This is a genomic window from Microbulbifer maximicatervae (SeqCode) (assembly GCF_052468155.1).
Genome location: NZ_CP174335.1, coordinates 506,481 through 528,437, shown reverse-complemented (window position 1 = coordinate 528,437; position 21,957 = coordinate 506,481). Strand labels below are relative to the sequence as shown.

Here is a 21,957-nt window from a genome sequence, read left to right as displayed (position 1 = left end):
GTGTTGGAATCGGTCAGATTTTGCGCGCAACTTATCAGTTTGCGTAAAAAGTGCAACCGGGCATCTCTTAGGTAGCCCGCTGTACTCGCGTGTGGCTGACGTCAAATGTGATCTGTGTTTAACTGCGACACTATCTAGTACAAGAGCTATAAGACGAATAAAAATGGATCAGGATTCCCCGGTGTTGTTTTCCCGGCGCGGCGCCCTGGCGATCGCGACACTAAACCTCCCCAAGGCTCTCAATGCCTTAAATTCACCCATGATCGATCTGTTATCGGCCCAGCTAAACCGCTGGGCTGAAGACACTGAAGTTGCAGCAGTCTGGATCGATGGCAGTGGCGACAAGGCGCTGTGCGCTGGCGGCGATGTGGTGGCGCTGTATCGGGAGTCCGCCGCCTATGGTGAGACACCGGACTACGGCTTCACCACCGACTTCTTCTCCCGCGAATATCGCCTGGACTACCAGATTCACACTTACGCCAAGCCCGTCGTGGTGTGGGGCGGTGGCTTCGTGATGGGAGGCGGTATCGGCATTATGGCGGGAGCCAGCCACCGGATTGTGACCGAAACCACGCGTATGGCAATGCCGGAGATTACGATTGGTTTGTTTCCCGATGTGGGGGGCAGCTGGTTCCTGAATCGTATGCCCGGGCGCCTTGGACTTTTCCTGGGACTGACCGGTGCGCAGTTTAATGGCGCCGATGCCCTGTTTGCCGGTATGGCGGACCGCATAATCGGTCAGGGCCAGCGGGAGTCAGTCTTGTCTGCGTTAGCGGAGCTCAGTTTCGGTGAAAACCTGGAAGCCAATCACCAGTTAATTAGTAATTGCCTTAAATCCCAGGAGCTGCCCCTTCTGGAGCGGCCTGAGTCTGCTCTGCGAGAGCATTATGACCAAATCCAGCAGCTTACCGATTTTGCCACCTTGCCAGAGGTTTGTGCTGCCATCAGTGCATACCAGGGTGTGGATAAGTGGTTGCAGCGGGCAGCTGCCACTTTGGCAGGTGGCTCTCCGCTGACACCCTGGATTGTGTGGGAGCAATTACAGCGGGCTCGACACCTGTCCCTGGCGGATATCTACCGCATGGAGTTGGCACTCGCGGTAAACCTCTGTGCCAGTGGCCACTTTAAGGAAGGGGTGCGCGCGCTGTTGATTGATAAAGACCGCGAACCCCAGTGGCAACCTGACAGCTTGGAACAGATTACACCTGCGCAGGTGGAAAGCTGCTTTGAGGGACCCTGGGCTGGTGAGCACCCACTGGCCGACCTGTAGATATCGTATTTACCGAGCGTCCCGGGCTGTTAATCGCCAGGGATACCAACAACAAAATAGGGAGTGGCTTTTATGGAAAAGATAGCCTTTTTTGGTTTGGGTAATATGGGTGGCCCCATGGCTGCCAACTTGGCGAAGGTCGGCTATACCGTAGCGGCATTTGATTTGAGCCCTGTTGCTCTGGAACAGGCACAGCGAGATGGCTGCCTGCCCTGTGACAGTGCCCAACAGGCTGTTGAGGGCGCGGATATCGTAATTTCCATGTTGCCCAGTGGCGACGCGGTGAAAGAGCTCTACCTGGGAGAGGCTGGGTTGTTGCAGCAACTCCCGGCCGATACCCTGATTATCGACTGTTCGACTATCTCTGCAGAGGATGCCTGCCTGGTCAGCCAGGCTGCCGGGGAGCATGGGTTGAGAGCGATAGATGCCCCGGTATCCGGTGGTACAGCTGCGGCACAGGCGGGGACGCTTTGCTTTATGTGCGGCGGGGATGAAGCGGCATTCGATGCAGCGCGGGCCCCGCTGCAGGTGATGGGCAGCAAGATATTTCTCGCCGGTGCTGCCGGTGCCGGGCAGGTGGCAAAGATTTGCAACAATCTGCTGCTCGCGATCCATATGACCGGTACCGCAGAAGCTTTACAGCTGGGAGTGGATAAGGGCCTGGATGCCAAGGTACTGAGCGATATTATGCGGGAAAGTTCGGGTAATAATTGGTCCCTGGCTAACTACAATCCCTACCCGGGCACTATGGAGAGCGTGCCTTCGGCAAAGGGCTATGCCGGCGGTTTCAGTGTGGCATTGATGCTCAAGGACCTGGGACTGGCTATGGATGCCGCCTCAACCAGTGCATCTTCTACTCCGATGGGGGCCCTGGCGAAAAACCTTTTCCAGCTGCATGGCGCTAGTGAGGAAAACCAGCAACTGGATTTCTCCAGTATTCAGAACATGTTCCGGCGCCCGGCGGGTAGCCTTACTTAGCGCCTGTTTAAAGGCCTTGCACCACAGTCTGGCAATGTCGGCAGTGGTGCAGTTTTGGTCTGTTTTGTTTGTCCTCAACCTTGTCATCTAAAGAAAAAATTTGCGGTAGTTCTCAATTTGGCAAGATCGTATCAAATACCATTGAGTGCTCGGTTCCCTCGGACTTTCTGAGCCGCTATCTTCCCCGCCCCTTCCCGGAAACGGGTCTCCCTTAAACAGCGCAATTATCTTGCTGCTGCACATTCCAATGGATTTTTTTCCAGGTAATTCGGCAGCTTGATTTGGATCAAGCAATCTCAGGCAGTCAGCGAGTAACCTGTCCGCGACTTGTGATTGTGCCTGGAGGGGGGCCCTTCCTGAGTCGGGAAAAATGCCTAATCGCTTTATGGAGAAGTTAATGAATCGTATAACTGCTTGTGCGACAGCCGCTTTGACCGCCGTACTTTCTGCACCCGCACTGGCCTATGAACAAGGCAGTTTAATTCTGCGCGGTGGCATGGCCACTGTAGCACCCGATGCTAATTCCAGCGTACTTTCCTTGAATGGAACCGGCATCAACCAAACCGGTGTTGATGTGGATAACGGTTCAGCACTGGGCCTGACCGGCGTCTATATGTTCCGCGATCACTGGGGTTTGGAACTGGTTGCCGCAACGCCGTTCAGTCACGATATCGAAGTTGTTGGCGAGGGCCTGGGCAGTTTCAACCTGGGGGAAACCAAGCACCTGCCGCCGACTCTGTTGGTTCAATGGTATCCGATGGAGCCACAGTCCAACATTCAGCCGTATGTTGGTCTGGGTGTGAACTACACCGCTTTCTTTGATGAAGAAATCAGCAGCACCGCCGATAGCGCTTTCGAAAGCCTTGGCGCCACCGGTGATGCAGAACTGTCCCTGGACAATTCATTTGGCCTGGCAGCAGAAGCCGGTATCGATTTTACCTTCGGTGCCGATCAACGCTGGCTGTTCAATATGTCTGTGTTCTGGATGGACATCGAGACCGACGCCAAAGTCAAAGTACCTGGCCTGGGTGAAGTGACTGCCAATGTGGATATTGATCCGCTGGTTTACATGGCTGGTCTGGGCTACCGCTTCTAAAAGGTAGCAATAAATAGGTCTGGGGTAGAGCAGTCACTGTGGTTTTCTGGTCGAAGACCCGGTGGCTGCTTTTTTGTTTGTGTCGGATTTCCAAGCAAACTACCGAACGAGGTGTGAATGAATATGAAGCAAGAGATTAAAAGCCCCGTGGGAGGGTTGTCTGAAGAACTCTTATCCCGTTATAGCGGACCCTGCCCGCGCTACACCTCGTATCCTACCGCCGATCGTTTTCACACATTAAATGGAATTGAGCCCTGGGCAGCACTGCAGGATATTCGCAGCTTGTCCCTTTATGTTCATATTCCTTTTTGCCGTTCTCTCTGTTACTTCTGTGCCTGTAATAAAGTAATCACTCACCAGTATGGATTGGCTTCCAGTTATCTGGATCATTTGCTGCAAGAAGCCCAATGGTACCGGGATAAGGTGGCTGATGTCCCCGTTACCCAATTGCACTTGGGCGGTGGTACGCCGACATTCTTGAGTGATAGTGATATGCGTCGCTTAATGGGAGGGCTGGCTGAAGTCTTTGATTTGAGCCCAGGCGACGGGGTTGAATACAGTATTGAGGCCGATCCACGTACCCTTGAGTTAGAGACCCTGGATACCCTGCGAGAACTGGGTTTTAACCGCTTGAGCCTGGGGGTGCAGGATTTCGATATCGAAGTTCAGCGTTCAATCAATCGTATCTGCAGTGCCAACCAAGTCACGGAGTTGACCGTAGCGGCGCGTGAGCGCGGGTTTGAGTCCATTTCCTACGACCTGATTTACGGACTACCCAAGCAGGGGCTGAACAGCCTGCACCGCACTTTGGATAAAGTGCTGGAGCTGCAACCGGACCGCATCGCTCTCTATCACTATGCACACCTGCCACACCGATTTAAGGCCCAGCGCCTGATTGATACGGATTTAATCCCTTCTGCCGCAGAAAAAGTGGCGATGCAGCTGGCGGCTGTAGAGCACCTGGGTAAGGCGGGGTATGAATTTTTGGGGATGGATCACTTTGCCCGTCCTGGGGATGAACTGGCTAAGGCAGCCCATGCCGGTATGCTGCAGCGCAATTTCCAGGGTTACACCCTAATGCCGGCAGATGCTTTGGTTGGTCTGGGGGCATCGGCGATCAGCTACAGTCGCGATGGCTACTGGCAAAATTTACATCGCTTAAAAGAATATACTCAGGCGATTGGAGAAGGGAAATCTGCAGCCTGCCGCGGCTGGTTAATGGATGATGAAGATCGTTTGCGCCAGTGGATTATTAGTGAATTAATGTGTCGTTTGCGCCTGGATAAAAACCTTGTTGAACAGCGTATAGGTGCTTCCTTTGAGGAGTATTTCTCTGAGGAATTAGCGCGCTTACAGCCTATGTTTGACGATGGTCTAATTTATCAGGATAACGAAAATATTATTGTTACCGAGGAAGGCCGCTGGTTCGTGAGAAATGTTGCCGCTGCATTTGATATGTATTTGCACAGTCAAGAAACAGATGCGAAATATTCACGTGTTCTATAGCTACCGGCAGGAGACTAACGGCTCGACAGCCGTTACAATTGCGGCAAATTAGTTTACCGACCGGTTTAGTATGATGGATTCCTCTACAGCTGTTAGTTGCGGCAACTGTTCAGTCAGGCGTTTGTGCTTGCCAGCTGGTTTGTGTCAGTCTGATATTGATCGGCTAGAGCAGATCACGCGTCGAAAGAAAATAATTAAAGCGGGGGAGACCCTTTACCGAGCTGGCGATCCGTTTGCCAATCTCTATGCAATTCGCTCAGGCAGTTTTAAAACTGTGGTGATTGCTGCAGATGGTGACACTCAGGTCACCCACTTCGCTTTACCTGGGGAACTGCTCGGTCTGGATGCCTACAGTACTCGGGTACATCCGAGTTATGCGGAAGCATTGGAAGACAGCAGTGTTTGCCTGCTGCCTTTTACTCAACTGGAAATTTTGGCCCAGCAGGTGACAGCCCTGCAGCAGCAGATTTACAGCATTTTTTCTGAAGAGTTGCGCCAGGAAAACGATATTTTAATGTTGTTGGGCAAGCGCTCTGCCGATACTCGTTTGGCGGCTCTTCTGATTAATATTTCCAGCCGTTACGCTCGCCGTGGATACTCTCACAGTGCGTTTGTTTTATCGATGCCGCGCACTGATATCGCCAATTATTTGGGTTTGACAGCGGAAACTGTCAGCCGGCTTTTCTCGCGTTTTCAGCGAGAAAAATTAATTAAGGTGAGTGGTCGATCAGTTGAGATTATTAATTTAATTGAACTCAGTGAGCTAGCGGGTACTCACTGTGGTTATGATGAAGACTGAATTTTTAAATAGTGTCCTGGCTTTATAGTCAGTCAGGACACTACCCAATCCACTAAACTTCAGCAACCGTTTCGACTGCTGATATTGCCTCCGCCCACTTTTCTTTATCTGCCTCTGAAATGTAGCTCGCTTTAAAACTATTCAGGGCCAGTTTTTTCGCCTGCTCTTTAGTCATGCCCAGACTTTCGCTAAGGGCCAGATAATTTTTATTAACGTAACCGCCAAAGTAAGCGGGATCATCTGCATTAACAGTGACACACAGGCCGCGCTCGAGGAGTGACAAAATGGGGTGTTGGTTCATATTGTCGTAGACACAGAGTGCGGTATTGGAGAGCGGGCAAACGGTCAGGGGGATATTTTCCGCTTTCAGGCGCTCAATTAGTGCTTCGTCCTCAACGCAGCGAACCCCATGGTCGATACGGCTCACGTCCAGAAGATCGAGAGCCTCTACGATATAATCGGCAGGCCCCTCTTCACCAGCATGGGCAACTCTCTCAAGCCCTAGCTCTTTGGCCATAGCAAAAACGTTTTCAAATTTGCTGGGTGGATGACCCAGCTCAGAAGAGTCCAGCCCAACACCTTTTATTAAGTTGAGGTATGGTTTTGCCGCTTCCAAGGTGGCAATTGCTTCCTCTTCACTCAGGTGGCGTAAGAAGCACAAAATAAGGTGGCTACTTATTCCCCACTCATTTCTTGCATCATCAAGAGCGCTGTTAATGCCCTTGATAACCACACCGATATCAATGCCCCTCTCTGTATGGGTTTGGGGGTCAAAGAAGATCTCTGTGTGGACAACATTGTCTTCACGACAGCGCTTGAGATAAGCCATGGTCAGATCATAAAAATCCTGCTCATGGATCAGGACCGAAGCGCCTTGATAATAAATATCGAGGAAGGACTGTAAATTATGAAATTTATAGGCTGCCTTAATTTCCTCAATACTGGAAAAGGGAATTTCAATATTGTTGCGCTTGCTCAACTCGAACATTAGCTCCGGTTCCAGTGAACCCTCGATATGGAGATGAAGCTCGGCTTTTGGCAGTGCTTTCAAAAAGTTCAAATCGGCAATGGACATAGAAATACCTTGTTGCGGGACTACCTGTGAACGTGAATGCGCCGGAGGCTATCCAACATTCCGACTCACAGAAACTGTCTGGGCTATAAAAGGGCGCTAATGGTATCAGGTTACACCCTCTGAGAATAAAGCTGGCGGAGCTTATTTTGCGGCTTATTCTGACTCGCCAGCCCTATTGTTTAGCTGCAGCCAGATTCATTGCCAGAAAATACACCGACCGGTTTACTTACTGCTATTCATGTGTATACTGCACTGAGTAGTTTACATCTTGAGATTGATTAACTGATACTGAGGAGAGAGCAATGAGTAAGGTTGCCTTGATTACCGGGACTTCCACAGGGCTGGGGCAGAGTCTGGCGCTGCAAATGGCCAAGCAGGGGTTTAGGGTCTTTGCCACCATGAGAGATCTCTCCAAGGCCGACCAGCTGATAAATGCGGCTCCTCAGGGGGCGGCTCTCGAAGTGATGGAATTGGATGTAACAGATTCTGACAGTATTCAGAACTGCGTAGATACCATTATCCGGGATGCTGGGCGTATCGATTTATTGATCAACAATGCTGGCGCTGGTTTTGTAAAGACCACTGAACACGCCAGCGAAGAAGAGATACGTTGGGTGACGGATGTGAACTACCTCGGTGTAGTTCGCTGCACTAAAGCAGTTTTACCCCATATGCGCGAAGCTCGTAGTGGACACGTTATCAATATTTCGTCAGTGGGTGGGCTAGTTGGGCAGCCGTTCAATGAGCTGTATTGTGCGGCAAAATTTGCTGTTGAGGGTTATACAGAGGCCCTGGCAAGTTATATAACCCCTGCCTTTAATATTAATTTTACCGCTGTCGAGCCCGGTGGTATCCACTCAGAGTTTGCCAATAATGTACTTTCGCAGTTGGAGCGGAGCCAGGGGTATCCCGAAGATGAATACCAGGGGGTCTTCAATCAGTATATTGGTGGTATGAGGTCGCGAAGCCCAGAGCAGACAGCTGAGATATACCAGACATCTGACCAAGTAGCCGACGTGGTTTTACAAGTGGTACAGGCTGAGGAGCCACCTATTCGGGTCAGAACATCCAAGTGGGCCAATAAACTTTGCAATTTTAAGAGCGGCTTGGATCAGGATGGCAAAAAACAGCAACGAATGGTAATCGAAAGCTTTTTACCTGAGTTTTAATCTTTTAACTTTACGAATTTAGCACATAGGGCAAGTTACTAACTACAATGTGTGTTGCTTAGTATTATGGAGTGTATTTACCAGGACAAGCCGGTTATGAAAGAGTCAAAAAGTTGATTCATGGCCGGCAATAGTATTACTGTCAGTAAAAGAATTTGGTTGCCTAGCTATGACCAAGTCAGCGCAGGCCGTAAGTTGTAGTAACTGTTCAGTCAGGCGTTTGTGCTTGCCTGCAGGGCTGGTGCAGGCGGATATTGACCGGCTTGAACGTGTTACCCGCAAGAAAAAGGTAATTAAAGCGGGTGAAACCTTGTATCGAGCAGGTGACCCTTTCCAAAATCTCTATGCGATTCGCTCTGGAAGTGTCAAAACAGTAGTCATTGGTGCAGATGGGAATATCCAGGTAACACATTTCGCCCTTCCTGGTGAGCTGTTGGGGCTCGATGCTTATAGTAGTCGGGTTCACCCCAGTTATGCGGAGGCACTGGAAGATAGCAGTGTGTGCTTGTTGCCATTTGACCAACTGGAAACCTTAGCTCAGGAAGTTCCAGCACTGCAGCAGCAAATCTATAGCATTTTTTCCGAAGAGTTGCGGCAGGAAAATGAAATCTTAATGTTGCTGGGAAAGCGTGCTGCTGATGCTCGCTTAGCGGCATTGTTGATTAATATTTCCAGTCGCTATGCATGTCGTGGTTACTCCCCCCGTGAATTTGTACTCTCTATGCCGAGAACGGACATCGCCAATTACTTGGGGTTAACAGCGGAGACGGTGAGCCGTTTATTTTCGCGTTTTCAGCGAGATGGACTGGTGAATGTTAGTGGTCGAATGGTTGAAATCCTTGACTTGTTGGCGTTGAGTGAATTGGCTGGAACCCATTGTGGCTACGACTGATAGCCGTACAGGTTTTTCACTTTTCCAATTGATTTTCTGGAACCTAACGCTTCTTTTTTATAGCGGCTATTGAGCACGCTGGCGCATAAAGCCTCCTAATTTTAATTTTTATTCCTTGTCTATTTCGGCAGTATCTGGGTCATTTTAGCCAGAATAGCTGCGAATACTGCCGTCCTAAAAGGGTACGATGGTTCTAATTTGGTGTCACCATTTTGGAAGTGTTTTCTTTTCTCCTTTGTTTAAGAGGGTTTGGCTGTATAGCCTGGATATTTGTAGCTCTCTTACCTGGTATTTTTTGTATTTCACACCTCTAGCAAATATCCAATAAGCCATAGTAGCCTTTGTCACAGAGCGCTAGTCAGTAAGCCTCAAAAAAATAAGAAGTGAGAGGAAGGGAAGTATGCCTGTCAGAGAATTTGATCTAGTTAAGATTTTTGCAGCGGAAGGAACACAAGTGGGAGATGCTCCCAACCTGGTAATTTCTGCTCACGGTGCAACAACCAAGCAAATTTTTTATCCCAAAGGACACGGAGGGGATAACCTCTTTTTCTTTTCTCCCCATGGTTACTCTCTAAATGATCCGGGTATTGGTAGCGTCTTGAGTGGCAATGCCAAATATCATGAGTGGGTTGGTAAGGGAAAGGTTTGTCATAACTATACCCTGAGCAAATTTCAGGGGTATCACGGGTCAACAACCGGTCAGATTCTAGGCCGCGTTACTCGCCATTTTATTAAAGGTGAGAGCTATGCCGATGTGCAAAAGGCTGTAGATAATGCCCATGAGCACAATGAGATGGTGCGAAATCTGGATCCCAATAATCCCATGCATCAACCTTATATTAAGAAAGGGGTTAAGCCGGTAATGTCGGCGGACTTATTGACTATTCGCAATAGAGTAAAAATGGATAACCCCACCTTAGTGGATGTTCTAAATATTCTGCATAGAAATAATCTTCACTATGAAAATATCTATTGTTCTTTTTGTCGAAGCGAAGTGAGTTTTAGCAATATCCTTATTGGAACTCCATCCTGGGACAGCAAAATGCAGCGACCAACCACCTAAACGGTGTCTTTTAACTTCGTATTCAATTCTTAAGTAGAGAAAAGATGGTGTCCGTTAAGCTAGAAATGTGAATGCATTTTTATTATGGGTCACCATCTACCAATTTGTTACGGCTCACTTCTTTGAGCTTGCCGAGCCTAAACTTTTTTCCTCAATTCCTCCTTATTTTTGTCATATTTATTTCATACCTCACTCATTTGACTAATACTTAGTCCAAAAAATTTTCCTCTTCGTGACTAATGTCAAAAATCATGCAATAAAACTTGAGTATGGATGATTGGTCATAGTAGGTTGTTAGTACGGTTGTTTTGTTTGGAGGGGTGACCCTCTTATTTCTGTACTCGACGTTAGATAGGTGTCATATGCCTGTTCGTGAATTGGATTTAGTCAAAATTTTTGCACCGGAAGGTACCAATGTTGGGGATGCGCCGTCCCTGGTGATTTCTGCCCACGGTGCCGCAACCAAGCAGGTTTTTTATAATAAAGGTCACGGTGGCGACAACCTGCTTTTCTTTGCACCTCACGGTTACACGTTGGAAGATCCTGGCCTACAAGATGTTGTAGATGGGAAAGCAAAAGTTCATGAGCATATTGGCAAGGGTAAGATATGCCGTAACTATATGTTAAAAAAATTTCAGGGGTACCACGGCAGTACAGCCGGACAGATTTTTGGTCGCCTATCGCGTCGATTTATTAATGATGGTGAGAGTTACGCTCAGATTCAGAATGTTGTGGATGAAGCCCATAATCACAATGTGAAAGCTATTCGGAATCAGGCAAGACTGCAGCAATATGACTTAAATGATCCCTTTCAAAAGTCTCTGTATGACGCAAAAGTTGGTGCTTCTTTGTACACCACAAAGATGGAAGCTAACTTCTTGACGATTCGAAATAGGCACAATCAAAAGAGTCCAACCCTGGCTGATGTGCTCAATATTCTGCATCGGAACAACTTACACTATGAGAATATTTACTGTTCTTTTTGCCGCAACGAGTTGAGCGTAGGTAATCTTATATTGGGAACGCCTTCCTGGGACAGTAAAAAGAGGAAGGTGAATACTTAGAAATAAGTAACTGAGTAATTTACGGGCAAAAAAAGGGGGGCGTAAACGCCCCCTTAATCCACTACTTATCAGGAGTGTGTGGAGAAAGCTAATTCCTTTTCAGATTCCTTGTGACCAATACCCGTCTTCCTTGTTTCCTGTAGCCAATCCATGGCCTCTTGTTGCTGTTTGAAATAGCGGACTTCACCGCTAACAAACCAGCTCCCGACTTTTGTGGCTATTTGCTGCCACTCCTCATCCCCAAGTACAGCGACATGCGAGAATTCATTGCCGTGCTTTAAGGCCAGCTTGAACTCATCCCAGATCGCGTGCATCCCCCAGCCCTCGAAATCCCGGAGATCAATCAGTAATTGAACCTGAGGTTTTTTTACCCCTACCAGAGCATATTCTAACAGTGGTGTTATATGCTCATAATCCTCATGGGTTAATTCACCAATTGCCTTTATGTAAAGGAAAAATTCATCATTTATGCGTTCCATGCCAATGGATATGCCGTGGCGTTTAAACTGCATTAATATTTCCTCCCTGCTGTTTTGGTGACCTAAGCTAATGCCTGCGCGGGCATTTGATGTTGTGTCAGATCTTCGTGCAGGGACTCGTAAATTTTTCTGGTTGCCCTGTCGAAATATCTGCAGCTTAATTCACTGACCTGTTTCTGAATATAAATCCAGTCGGTAGTCCCCAGGTACTGTTCGATCTGTGGGAAAATAGATTTATTTTCCAAGTCCATATGCTTGCGTTGCAGCTTCAGGTAGGTGTTGCAAGCTCCTTGCAGCACTCTCCGTTCAACGGTCGCATCGTTGGCAATAGCGTAAAATAAAGCGCACATGTGTTTTGTCGCTGCGGCTATATTTTCATGCTGCATTTGCGCTTCGTAAATTGATTCCCTGTCATGTACTGGCTTAGTCAACAGCCGGGAAAATATTAAGTCCTCAACTGGGTGGTGATACCTATCCGGGTATGCCGATAAATAATCCAAAGCATCAAGGATCAGTGACAAGGTGTTCGGATCGCGGTCGCCGCAGCCAAAAAGATCCAGGAGTAATTGCTCAAAGGCGTTGAGCAACTCTTGCATATGTTTATGGTCACAGCACAGTTGTCGGTAGATGGCATTCATCCCAGACCTCCGCGATTTGTCGATGGGTCTATTGTTGCCATATGTACCAATCCAAAGTTGATTTGGATCAAGTGAGGGGGACTTAGTGGGACTCAAGGTGGAATTTACCGCTACCTACTCAGGGGAAGGCTGGGGTTATCAATAGGTATGAGGCTGACCATGCCGCTGAATTCCTTGGTTCAACTCTTATCTGTACCTCGTTGTATTTGACCACAAGATAAATTAAACCTATTTTCGAGTAGCCCTTTCTTCAGTTTTTTCCACAAGTACGCTCTTCTGTCGGACCTAGATAAGGGTGTGTCTGATCCTTCATATTTTAATAATTTCTAATGACGTGTTGTTGCACATTTAAGCATGCTGCGATGTTTCCCGTTGCTCAATAAATTTATTGGTGCTGAGGTCGTAGGTTGTCATCGAATTATGCTGCCGCGCTCTATTTATGTGTCACGACAAAGTTAATGCAACAGGATGGGAGTGTTAATGAAAATAGTTAAGGCTGGTATAGGTGTGCTGGCACTCGTTGTTTCAACGGGCGCAATTGCCGAGGGCGCCTACTGGGGGGGTGTGGCCGGAATAGCTGATTTTGATTTCAAGGGGGTCGATAATCCACTGAATTTGGGACTGCGAGCAGGTTATGTGCGGGCCTCGGGTTTTGGGGTGGAAGGTGAATATACCAGTTCACTATTAAGTGGTGAGACTGAGGCTTATGGTCGGAATGTGGATGTAGACATACGTACTCTTGCTACTTATGCGACTTACAGAACAGAGGGGGACTGGTACCTGAAAGGACGCCTGGGCCTTCTCTATGAAGACGTTTCTGTTGGCAGTGCAAGTAGTGATGACTTGGGTGTCAGCTTAGGGGCTGGAATTGGTTATAGCCTGAATGAAATTTATCATCTGGAGCTTGAGTACACCGTATTAGAGAAGGATGTCAGTTATTGGTCAGGCGGGTTTAGCTTGAGATTTTAATTGCCTCTTTCCTAAGTTTGACTAATGGTGACACCTCTTTTTAAAAGCTCCCAGGTTACATACTGACCTGTCTAAGTGACCACTTGTGCCAGTTGATTGTGCCCCTATAATCCCTGCCCTTTGATCAGACTTCGAGATTTAAGGGGAAGATGGTGGGCTTTAATCTCAAGGCAATGGCTGCAGTTACCGCTCTGTTGTGTTCCGCTACCGCTTATGGGCAGGGTGCGTATATCGGTGGCGTCTTCGGTGCTTTGGATGTTGATGCCAGGGGGGAGAATCCTTTAAATGGGGGGATTCGAGCCGGTTATACCTGGGGTTCTGGCTGGGGATTCGAGGCAGAAGTCACCGACTCTGTCATTGATGGTGAGTTCGACTACTACTGGCACGATTACAACTACTCCCTGGCAACACAAGCTGTTTATGCCACCTATCGCAGCCCGGGCAACATTTATCTGAAAGGTCGTATCGGCTACCTCCATGAGGAGTTGGAGATAGATAATTGGGAGAAAGAGTACTCGGATAACGGGGCATCTGCCGGGCTCGGGGCTGGTTTCAAACTGACCGACGAGGCGACCCTGGAACTGGATTACACCATCATTGAGTCCGACGTGAATTACTGGTCTGGCTCTGTAGTGTACAAATTCTGACCGTCTTTTTAAGGTGGGCGGGTTGGTCCCGCCACGTCTCTGCATTTGCGCATTCATGCTGCCCTTGGTGTACAATGCGCGCCTTTCTAAAATGCCCAGAATGCATTGAGCAGTAGGGCCATCCCACGCTGGGAGCCTTTGGTCCTACTCATAAGTCTGGGCGCTGTGGTATCGAGTTTTACAAGCCTCTACTCAAGCCCGCTTTACCGAGGGAACACCATGTTTGATTCATCTGTCACTTTAGCTTCTTACGACCCGGAAATTTGGGAAGCCATCCAGGAGGAAGACTCTCGTCAGGAAGACCATATCGAGTTAATCGCCTCTGAGAACTACACCAGCCCAATGGTAATGGAAGCTCAGGGCAGCAGCCTGACTAACAAGTATGCCGAGGGCTATCCAGGCAAGCGTTATTACGGCGGTTGTGAGTACGTGGACAAAGTGGAAACCCTGGCCATTGAGCGCGCCAAGGAGCTGTTTGGTGCTGACTACGCCAATGTGCAGCCGCACTCAGGATCACAGGCTAATGCGGCTGTTTACCAGGCGCTCTGCGCCCCAGGTGACACTGTACTGGGCATGAGTCTGGCCCACGGTGGCCACCTTACCCACGGTGCCCGCGTTAACTTTTCCGGCAAGATCTACAATGCAGTGCAGTACGGTCTGAACCCGGAAACTGGCGAAGTGGATTACGAGGAAGTTGAACGCCTGGCGCTTGAGCACAAGCCGAAGATGATCGTGGCTGGTTTCTCTGCCTATAGCCGAGTGATGGATTGGGCGCGTTTCCGCGAGATCGCTGACAAAGTGGGTGCTTACCTGTTTGTGGATATGGCTCACATTGCAGGCCTGGTTGCCGCTGGTGAGTATCCCTCCCCAATCTCCCACGCCGATGTTGTGACTTCTACTACTCACAAAACCCTGCGTGGCCCCCGCGGCGGTATCATCCTGGCGCGCGCCAACGAAGAAATTGAGAAGAAGCTCAACTCCGCTGTATTCCCCGGTGGTCAGGGTGGCCCGCTGATGCATGTGATCGCGGCGAAAGCGGTTTCTTTCAAAGAGGCCATGACCCCTGAATACAAGGCCTACCAGAAGAAGGTTGTGGAAAATGCCCGCGCAATGGCGGAGACTTTCCTCGATCGCGGTATCAACATTGTATCCGGTGGGACCGATGATCACCTGATGCTGGTTGACCTGATTGGCAAAGAGTACACCGGTAAGGATGCGGATGAAGCCCTGGGTAACGCCAACATCACCGTTAATAAGAACGCGGTACCCAACGATCCGCGCTCTCCTTTCATTACCAGCGGCCTGCGTGTTGGCACTCCGGCAATCACTACTCGCGGCTTTGGTGTAAAGGAAACCCAACAGCTCACTCACTGGATCTGCGACGTGCTGGACGCACTGGAGAAAGGTGATGTTGAAGCCACTATCGCCGATGTGAAGCAGAAGGTTCTGGGTATTTGCGCAGAGTTTCCTGTGTATAAAAAAGGCTGATCAGCACTGCTGACAAAAAAGCGGCTCATAGAGCCGCTTTTTTTATGTGTCCATGTTGAATTTGCGATGCACTGTGGCTGTGCGTGCCGCGGTCACACAGTGCAACGGCTGTGGTAAACTGCGGCCCATTTTCCATTCCGGGGATAATCCCACATGCACTGTCCGTTCTGCAGCGCAGAAGAAACAAAAGTAGTCGATTCCCGATTGGTGGCTGAGGGCGACCAAGTACGCCGCCGGCGCGAGTGCCTGGAGTGCCACGAGAGGTTTACCACATTTGAAACTGCGGAGCTGCTGCTGCCGCGAGTGATCAAGCAAAACGGCCAGCGCGAGCCGTTTAATGAAGACAAGCTGCGCGCGGGTATTCAGCGCGCTGTGGAAAAGCGCCCGGTGAGTATTGAGCGGGTGGAGTCGGCGGTATCTCAAATAAAACACGCCCTGCAGGCGACCGGAGAACGGGAGTTGCCGGCGCGTGCTATTGGTGAATTGGTGATGGAGCAGCTGCGTGAGCTGGACCAGGTGGCCTATGTGCGCTTTGCTTCTGTCTATCGCCGTTTTGAGGATGTCAGCGAGTTTAGAGAAGAGATTGAGCGACTGACCAGTAAGGGATCGAAGACAGAATGAGTCAAACGGTTGTACACAGTGCGGAAGCACTGATGGCCCGCGCTATTCAGTTGGCAGAGCGCGGTCTCTACACCACTATGCCGAATCCGCGAGTGGGCTGTGTGATTACTGACGGGGATGGCAATGTTGTCGGCGAAGGCTGGCACAAGCGGGCCGGCGAACCCCACGCTGAGATCGAAGCCTTGAGTGATGCCGGCGACCTGGCTCAGGGGGCTACGGTTTATGTCACTCTTGAGCCCTGCAGTCATACCGGCCGCACAGGTCCCTGTGCCGAGGCGCTGGTAAAGGCCGGCGTGGCCCGGGTTATTTACGGAATGCAGGATCCGAATCCGAGTGTCAGTGGTGCCGGGCTGCAAATATTGCGCGATGCCGGGATCGAGGTGCAAGGCCCGCTCCTGGAGGAGAAGTGCCGCGCTCTAAACCCCGGCTTTATCAAGCGTATGACCCTGGGACTGCCCCTGGTGCGAAGCAAATCCGCCATGAGCCTGGATGGGCGCACCGCTATGGCCAGTGGGGAATCAAAGTGGGTATCGGGCCCTGCGGCTCGCGCCGATGTACAGCGCCTGCGTGCTCGCAGTTGTGCAGTGATCACAGGGGTTGAGACGGTGCGTTTCGACAATCCCAATCTCAATGTGCGCGCCGATGAAATGGCACTGGAAATGCTGGCCGCAGAGCGAGCCGCCGAAGTGCAGCCGCTGCGGGTAATTGTTGACAGCCAGCTGCGCACCCCAGCGAGAGCCTTTATTTTGCAGGGGGATGCCCCCACATTGGTGTGCACGACAGAGCGCGCGGAGGCCGAGCGCCGCGAGCGTATTGAGAAAACGGGTGCGGAAGTCGTGGTTTTACCCCACGACAAAGAGGGCCGCGTAGACCTGCTCGCCCTGCTCAAGGAGTTGGCGCGACGCCAGTGCAATGAAGTTTTGGTAGAGAGCGGTGCGACCCTCTCTGGTGAATTCCTCTACCGGGGCCATGTCGACGAAATAATTGTTTATATGGCGCCAAAACTGCTGGGTAGCACCGGGCGACCGCTGTTTGAACTGCCTATCGAGCGTATGGGCTCGATGCTGCCGATTACGATTACCGATATGCGCGCAGTTGGTCACGACTGGCGCATTACTGCAACAACCGATATCGAGCGCTGATGTTTACCGGAATTATTGAAGCTTTAGGCGAGATTGCAGAGTTAAAACCCCAGGGCGGCGACCTGCGTGTGCGTGTGCGCAGCGGTAAGCTGGATCTGGGTGATGTGCAACTGGGGGACAGTATTGCCACCAATGGTGTTTGTCTCACGGTTGTTGACCTGCCCGGTGATGGTTACTGGGCGGATGTCTCTGCGGAAACCCTGGATGTGACAACGGTGGGCCGCTGGAAAAAAGGCGACCGGGTCAATCTGGAAAAAGCACTAACACCCCAGACCCGCCTGGGTGGACACATTGTCAGCGGCCATGTGGATGGTATTGGCGAGGTGGTATGGCGCAAGTCCGAGGCTCGCGCCGAGCGATTCCGCCTGCGCGCACCGGAAAACCTGGCTCGCTATATTGCCCATAAAGGGTCTATCACCGTCGACGGCACCAGCCTCACGGTCAATGCCGTGGATGGGGCTGAGTTTGAACTCACCATAGTGCCACACACGTTGCAGGAAACGATTATGGCCGGCTATACCGCCGGTACTCGGGTCAACCTGGAAGTGGACCTGATTGCGCGCTACTTGGAGCGGCTACTCCTCGGTGATGAGGCAGCCAAGCCTAGTGGTGGGGGTATGACCCTCGAATTTTTGGCCCAGAACGGGTTTTACAAGCGCTAAAGATGGGCCGTGCACCACGGCGAAAACAGCAGCGATAGCCGCTCTATTTGCAATTGATAAATTTATCCAGAGTTAACCATGGAACTAAATACGGTTGAAGAACTGATCGACGATATCCGCCAGGGCAAAATGGTAATCCTGATGGATGATGAAGATCGCGAGAACGAGGGCGACCTGGTGATGGCTGCGGAGCAGATTCGCGCTGAAGACATCAACTTTATGGCCACTCATGCCCGTGGCCTGATTTGTATGCCCATGTCCAAAGAGCGCTGTGAGCAGTTGGACCTGCCGCTGATGTCGCGGGACAACGGAGCCCAGTTCAGCACCAACTTCACCGTATCCATTGAGGCGGCAGAGGGTGTCACCACCGGTATTTCCGCCGCCGATCGCGCGCGCACGGTTCGCGCCGCTGTGGCCAGAAATGCCAAGCCCAGCGATATTGTACAGCCCGGCCATATCTTCCCCATTATGGCCCAGCCCGGCGGTGTATTAAGCCGCGCAGGCCACACCGAAGCCGGTTGCGACCTGGCCCGCCTGGCGGGTTTTGAGGCGGCTGCGGTGATTGTTGAGATCATGAATGAAGACGGCACCATGTCCCGCCGCCCGGACCTGGAAAAGTTCGCGAAAGAGCACAACCTGAAAATCGGCACTATCGCCGATCTGATTACCTATCGCGCCCTGAATGAGAAAACCGTCGAGTGCGTTAATGAGCGCAAGGTGCGCACCGAGTTCGGTGAGTTCAAGCTGCGCACCTATCTCGATAAGGCTCGCCGCGAACGCCACTTTGCCTTTGTTAAAGGCGACCCCACCCCAGAAGAGCCGACCCTGGTTCGTGTGCATGTGGGAAATACTCTGCGCGATGTGCTTACGATTCAGCGCGGCGATGAAAAATTCACCCCGTGGACCTTCCGCCGCGCGATGCAGCGTATTGAAGAAGAGGGCAAGGGTGTTGTGGTACTGATCTGCCACAACGAAACCACCGAAGAAATCGAAGAGAGCATTGATTGGCTGATCAGCGGCAAGCAACAGCGCCCCAGCCAGGACTTGGTGTACAAGCAGGTAGGTACCGGTTCGCAAATTCTGCGGGATCTCAAGGTGCGCAAAATGCGCCTGATGAGCGCACCGTTCAAGTTCAGTGCTATTTCCGGGTTTGACCTGGAGGTAGAGGAATACCTGAACGTGGAAGCGCCGCAACCCTAGTAAAAGAGTAACAATACTGAAGCGCCGCTACTGTCCTGATAGCGGCGGCGATGGACAAGAAATACGGATTGAAAATTATGAGTAATATTCAAGTGATCGAAGGGGACTTTGTCGGCAGTACGGGCAAATACGCACTGTTGGTGAGCCGCTGGAACAGCTTTGTGGTTGAAAGCCTAAAGGATGGTGCACTGGACACCCTGCGCCGCAAGGGTATCAAGGATGAAGATATCACTATCTACTACGCCCCGGGCGCATTCGAATTTCCCCTGGCGGCACAGAAGTTGGCTGAGACTAAAAAGTTCGATGCCATTATTGCCCTGGGCGCGGTTATCCGTGGTGGCACCCCGCACTTTGAGTATGTGGCTGGCGAGTGCACCAAAGGCCTGGCTCAGGTATCCATGAATACTGGCATTCCCGTCACCTTTGGCGTGCTGACTGTGGACTCCATTGAGCAGGCTATCGAGCGCTCAGGCACCAAGGCTGGCAACAAAGGTTGTGAAGCCGCCGAAACCGCCCTGGAAATGGTTTCCCTACTCGGCAAGATTTAATTGCCGGCGCGCCGGCACAAAAGGTGTGTCGGTGCAGCCCATTCTGTGAAGTATCTACCGGAAAAGACAATGACCGTAACTGCATCCGCCCGCCGTAAGGCACGTCACTACGCCATGCAGGCGCTCTATCAGTGGCAGATGGCCGGCGCCAGCCTTAATTCCATTGAGGCCGAGTTTCACGCCGATAATGATATGAGCAAAACCGACGTGGAATATTTTCGTGATATTTTCCACGGCGTAGCGAAAAACCTTGATGAGGTAGAGGGCGCTTACACGTCGCACCTGGATCGCAAAGTGGAAGACCTGGACCCTGTATCCCGCGCGCTGTTGCGCATGGCCACTTACGAGCTGAAAAACCGTATCGATGTGCCTTACAAGGTTGTCATTAATGAGGCGGTGGCCCTGGCGAAAAAATTTGGTCCCACCGATGCCTTCAAGTTTATCAATGGCATTTTGGATAAGACCGCTGCGGACCTGCGCTCGGCAGAGGTAGCCGCAGACAAGAAGGGCTGAGCCAGCAATTATGTCTAAAGCGCCGGGGGAGTTTGAGATCATCCGCGATTACTTCGCCCGCGCTCCCCAGGGCGAAGGTGTAGCCCTGGGGATTGGCGATGACTGCGCGCTATTGCAAGCACCTGTCAGCGGGCAGCTGGCCACTTCTATGGACACCCTGGTAGCAGGCCGTCACTTCCCCGCAGGTGCTGACCCATTCATGGTTGCGAGCCGTGCACTGCGTGTGAATATCAGTGATCTGGCGGCAATGAATGCCCGCCCCCTCTGGTTTACCCTTGCCCTGACCTTACCCGATAGCGACTCCGTTTGGCTGGAGAAATTCGCCAGTGGCCTGCTGGAAACTGCCGGCAAGTTTGGGGTTTCCCTTGTGGGTGGCGACACTACCGCTGGCCCCTTGTCCATTACGATTCAGGTGATCGGCCATACCGAAAAGCCCCTCCGGCGGGACGGCGCTTCTGTCGGCGACAATATTTATGTGAGCGGCCCACTGGGCGCTGCCGCAGCAGCCCTGCCCGTTATTTTGGCAGAGCGGAATGTGACTGAGTCAGTGCGGCGGGAGGCGGAGCAGGCTTTCTATTTTCCCGAGCCGCAATTAGAAACCGCCAGCGCGATTGCAGGCATTGCTACCAGTGCGTTGGATATTTCCGACGGATTATTGGGGGATCTGGGACATATCTGCAAAGCGAGCGGTGTGGCAGCAGAAATAAACCTGGAATCTCTGCCCATAGCACCCCTGGCCAATCGATTGGCAGCTGATACTGCCGTAGAGCTGGCGGCCTGTGGAGGGGATGACTATCAGCTCTGTTTTACTGCACCGGCAGCCGCTGTTGATCAAGTTCGTCAGCTGGGTTTCACACCCATAGGGAAACTCGTTGAGGGGGGGGCGCAGGTACGCTGCTCCTATCACGGGAACCCCTGGGTTGCTCAATCGCCAGGCTATAGGCACTTTTAAGTCATTGTGTAGACCATAGTGCCTTTGTGAGAATTCAATAACATGAGCATTAACAACCCGACATTTTCTCAGCTGTTGCGCGATCCCACTCTTCTGTTGGCATTTGGGTTCGGCTCCGGGCTGGCACCCAAAGCGCCGGGTACGTTTGGTACCCTGGCAGCGATTCCTTTTTGGTGGTTGATGAAGGATTTGCCTCCATTCTGGTATCTGGCCATTGTGTTTGTTACCGGTGTGGTAGGTTGCTATCTATGTGGTGCAGCTGCCAAGAAAATGGGAGTTCACGATCACGGCGGTATTGTTTGGGATGAAATGGTGGGCTACTGGCTCACCATGTTTATGGCTCCTGCAGGTTGGGCTTGGGCGCTATACGGTTTTGTCCTCTTCCGGATATTTGATATTGCCAAGCCCCCGCCCATTGGTTGGGCTGATCGCAAGGTGCAAGGTGGCGTTGGAATTATGCTCGACGATATACTGGCCGCCGTTTACGCGTCACTGGTGCTGCAATTAACCGCATGGGTACTGGGTGTCTAGGTTGGATAGGGAAGATCAATGCGCAGCTATTTTGCATTTGTAGTTAGCTTTTTACTTGCACTGAATGTCAATGCTCAGCAGGTGCAGCTAAAAGGTCTGTTTGGCGATAGCGCCATGCTGGAGATTGATGGCCGCCAGAAAATCCTTAAGGCGGGACAAAAATCCCCAGAGGGCGTCACCCTGTTGGAAGCGACTACTCGTTATGCACGGATCAGTGTTGCTGGGCAGGAGCAAAAGCTGACTTTGGCGGCTCCTATCGCAACCAGTTTTGCCAAGGCGGCAAAGGCTGAAGTACGGCTTTCCGCTGATAGCCGGGGTCATTACATGACGGATGCCTGGGTTAATGGCATGAGAGTGCCGATGATGGTGGATACCGGTGCTACCAGCATTGCCTTCAATTATCCCACCGCTCGCCGTCTCGGTTTGAATTTGGATACTGCACAAGAAATACGGGTTTCCACTGCCAATGGAGTTACCAGGGCTTACAAAGTGAGCTTGAACAGTGTAACCATTGGCGGAATCAAGCTTCACAATGTTGATGCGACTGTACACTCCGATGATTTTCCCAGCGTAGTGCTTCTCGGCAATAGTTTTCTCAGTCGGGTTGATATGGAACAGCAGGGCGGCGTGCTGCTACTGCGCGCTCGACACTGAT

24 protein-coding genes are annotated in these 21,957 nt (G+C 51.1%); 21 read left to right on the top strand and 3 right to left on the bottom strand.

Annotated features, from left to right (window positions below; genetic code table 11):
• Window positions 1-163 precede the first annotated feature (163 nt).
• From ACJJIY_RS02185 to fnr (ACJJIY_RS02165), 5 genes are all read left to right on the top strand, one after another.
• Complete coding sequence (locus ACJJIY_RS02185; protein WP_445355620.1) at window positions 164-1,270, top strand: enoyl-CoA hydratase/isomerase family protein; 1,107 nt, start codon at window positions 164-166, stop codon at window positions 1,268-1,270.
• A 72-nt stretch (window positions 1,271-1,342) separates the two neighbouring features.
• Window positions 1,343-2,248: a 3-hydroxyisobutyrate dehydrogenase gene (mmsB, locus tag ACJJIY_RS02180; RefSeq protein ID WP_445358991.1), complete on the top strand. Its 906-nt coding sequence runs from the start codon at window positions 1,343-1,345 to the stop codon at window positions 2,246-2,248.
• Between the two features lie 397 nt (window positions 2,249-2,645).
• Window positions 2,646-3,344, top strand: a complete 699-nt coding sequence (locus ACJJIY_RS02175) for an OmpW/AlkL family protein (protein ID WP_444907211.1) — start codon at window positions 2,646-2,648, stop codon at window positions 3,342-3,344.
• A gap of 123 nt (window positions 3,345-3,467) precedes the next feature.
• Window positions 3,468-4,850, top strand: a complete 1,383-nt coding sequence (gene hemN, locus ACJJIY_RS02170) for an oxygen-independent coproporphyrinogen III oxidase (protein WP_445358990.1) — start codon at window positions 3,468-3,470, stop codon at window positions 4,848-4,850.
• Between the two features lie 127 nt (window positions 4,851-4,977).
• Window positions 4,978-5,649 carry a fumarate/nitrate reduction transcriptional regulator Fnr gene (gene fnr / locus ACJJIY_RS02165; RefSeq protein ID WP_238152063.1) on the top strand — a complete coding sequence of 224 codons (672 nt, stop codon included), beginning with the start codon at window positions 4,978-4,980 and terminating at the stop codon, window positions 5,647-5,649.
• A 52-nt stretch (window positions 5,650-5,701) separates the two neighbouring features.
• Here the strand turns inward: fnr (ACJJIY_RS02165) and ACJJIY_RS02160 are convergent, their stop codons facing one another.
• Entirely contained in the window at window positions 5,702-6,724 is a 1,023-nt protein-coding gene (locus ACJJIY_RS02160) for an adenosine deaminase (RefSeq protein ID WP_445355624.1), read from the bottom strand.
• A gap of 302 nt (window positions 6,725-7,026) precedes the next feature.
• Here ACJJIY_RS02160 and ACJJIY_RS02155 point away from each other — a divergent pair, with 302 nt between their 5' ends.
• From ACJJIY_RS02155 to ACJJIY_RS02140, 4 genes are all read left to right on the top strand, one after another.
• Window positions 7,027-7,893 (top strand): SDR family oxidoreductase, encoded by an 867-nt coding sequence (locus ACJJIY_RS02155; RefSeq protein WP_444896045.1) that lies wholly within the window; start codon window positions 7,027-7,029, stop codon window positions 7,891-7,893.
• A 169-nt stretch (window positions 7,894-8,062) separates the two neighbouring features.
• Window positions 8,063-8,785: a fumarate/nitrate reduction transcriptional regulator Fnr gene (gene fnr, locus ACJJIY_RS02150; RefSeq protein WP_444896046.1), complete on the top strand. Its 723-nt coding sequence runs from the start codon at window positions 8,063-8,065 to the stop codon at window positions 8,783-8,785.
• A gap of 400 nt (window positions 8,786-9,185) precedes the next feature.
• Window positions 9,186-9,848, top strand: coding sequence for a putative adhesin (locus tag ACJJIY_RS02145; RefSeq protein ID WP_444896047.1), 663 nt, complete (start codon window positions 9,186-9,188; stop codon window positions 9,846-9,848).
• A gap of 362 nt (window positions 9,849-10,210) precedes the next feature.
• Window positions 10,211-10,912 (top strand): putative adhesin, encoded by a 702-nt coding sequence (locus tag ACJJIY_RS02140; RefSeq protein WP_444896048.1) that lies wholly within the window; start codon window positions 10,211-10,213, stop codon window positions 10,910-10,912.
• A 68-nt stretch (window positions 10,913-10,980) separates the two neighbouring features.
• On the opposite strand, the gene ACJJIY_RS02135 is transcribed toward ACJJIY_RS02140, so the two are convergent.
• Window positions 10,981-11,424: a SpoIIAA family protein gene (locus ACJJIY_RS02135; RefSeq protein ID WP_445358989.1), complete on the bottom strand. Its 444-nt coding sequence runs from the start codon at window positions 11,422-11,424 to the stop codon at window positions 10,981-10,983.
• A 29-nt stretch (window positions 11,425-11,453) separates the two neighbouring features.
• Window positions 11,454-12,029, bottom strand: coding sequence for a hemerythrin domain-containing protein (locus ACJJIY_RS02130; RefSeq protein ID WP_444896049.1), 576 nt, complete (start codon window positions 12,027-12,029; stop codon window positions 11,454-11,456).
• 480 nt (window positions 12,030-12,509) lie between these two features.
• On the opposite strand from ACJJIY_RS02130, the gene ACJJIY_RS02125 reads away from it, so the two are divergent.
• The 12 genes from ACJJIY_RS02125 to ACJJIY_RS02070 all read left to right on the top strand — a co-directional run bounded on the left by ACJJIY_RS02125 (window position 12,510) and on the right by ACJJIY_RS02070 (window position 21,956).
• Window positions 12,510-12,998, top strand: coding sequence for an outer membrane beta-barrel protein (locus ACJJIY_RS02125; protein WP_444915482.1), 489 nt, complete (start codon window positions 12,510-12,512; stop codon window positions 12,996-12,998).
• A gap of 149 nt (window positions 12,999-13,147) precedes the next feature.
• Complete coding sequence (locus tag ACJJIY_RS02120) at window positions 13,148-13,645, top strand: porin family protein (protein WP_444915483.1); 498 nt, start codon at window positions 13,148-13,150, stop codon at window positions 13,643-13,645.
• A 219-nt stretch (window positions 13,646-13,864) separates the two neighbouring features.
• Window positions 13,865-15,133, top strand: a complete 1,269-nt coding sequence (gene glyA / locus ACJJIY_RS02115) for a serine hydroxymethyltransferase (RefSeq protein ID WP_108734578.1) — start codon at window positions 13,865-13,867, stop codon at window positions 15,131-15,133.
• Window positions 15,134-15,286: 153 nt separating this feature from the next.
• On the top strand, window positions 15,287-15,754 hold the full coding sequence (nrdR, locus tag ACJJIY_RS02110) for a transcriptional regulator NrdR (protein ID WP_108734577.1): 468 nt from the start codon (window positions 15,287-15,289) through the stop codon (window positions 15,752-15,754).
• Complete coding sequence (gene ribD, locus ACJJIY_RS02105) at window positions 15,751-16,896, top strand: bifunctional diaminohydroxyphosphoribosylaminopyrimidine deaminase/5-amino-6-(5-phosphoribosylamino)uracil reductase RibD (RefSeq protein WP_445358988.1); 1,146 nt, start codon at window positions 15,751-15,753, stop codon at window positions 16,894-16,896. Before nrdR ends, ribD begins: the two co-directional genes overlap by 4 nt.
• Window positions 16,896-17,558, top strand: coding sequence for a riboflavin synthase (locus ACJJIY_RS02100; RefSeq protein ID WP_108734575.1), 663 nt, complete (start codon window positions 16,896-16,898; stop codon window positions 17,556-17,558). The genes ribD and ACJJIY_RS02100 overlap by 1 nt, the downstream gene beginning before the upstream one ends.
• Window positions 17,559-17,636: 78 nt before the next feature.
• Complete coding sequence (gene ribBA, locus ACJJIY_RS02095; RefSeq protein ID WP_413663385.1) at window positions 17,637-18,758, top strand: bifunctional 3,4-dihydroxy-2-butanone-4-phosphate synthase/GTP cyclohydrolase II; 1,122 nt, start codon at window positions 17,637-17,639, stop codon at window positions 18,756-18,758.
• 77 nt (window positions 18,759-18,835) lie between these two features.
• The gene (ribH, locus tag ACJJIY_RS02090; protein ID WP_108735355.1) at window positions 18,836-19,306 is read left to right on the top strand and encodes a 6,7-dimethyl-8-ribityllumazine synthase; all 471 of its coding nucleotides are present in this window, start codon (window positions 18,836-18,838) and stop codon (window positions 19,304-19,306) included.
• A 69-nt stretch (window positions 19,307-19,375) separates the two neighbouring features.
• Window positions 19,376-19,819: a transcription antitermination factor NusB gene (nusB, locus tag ACJJIY_RS02085; RefSeq protein ID WP_282931196.1), complete on the top strand. Its 444-nt coding sequence runs from the start codon at window positions 19,376-19,378 to the stop codon at window positions 19,817-19,819.
• 10 nt (window positions 19,820-19,829) lie between these two features.
• On the top strand, window positions 19,830-20,771 hold the full coding sequence (gene thiL, locus ACJJIY_RS02080) for a thiamine-phosphate kinase (protein WP_444907218.1): 942 nt from the start codon (window positions 19,830-19,832) through the stop codon (window positions 20,769-20,771).
• A 42-nt stretch (window positions 20,772-20,813) separates the two neighbouring features.
• The gene (locus ACJJIY_RS02075; RefSeq protein WP_413663383.1) at window positions 20,814-21,302 is read left to right on the top strand and encodes a phosphatidylglycerophosphatase A family protein; all 489 of its coding nucleotides are present in this window, start codon (window positions 20,814-20,816) and stop codon (window positions 21,300-21,302) included.
• Between the two features lie 18 nt (window positions 21,303-21,320).
• A complete protein-coding gene (locus ACJJIY_RS02070; RefSeq protein ID WP_444925963.1) occupies window positions 21,321-21,956 on the top strand; it encodes a retropepsin-like aspartic protease family protein in 636 nt (211 codons plus the stop codon).
• Window position 21,957: the final 1 nt, after the last annotated feature.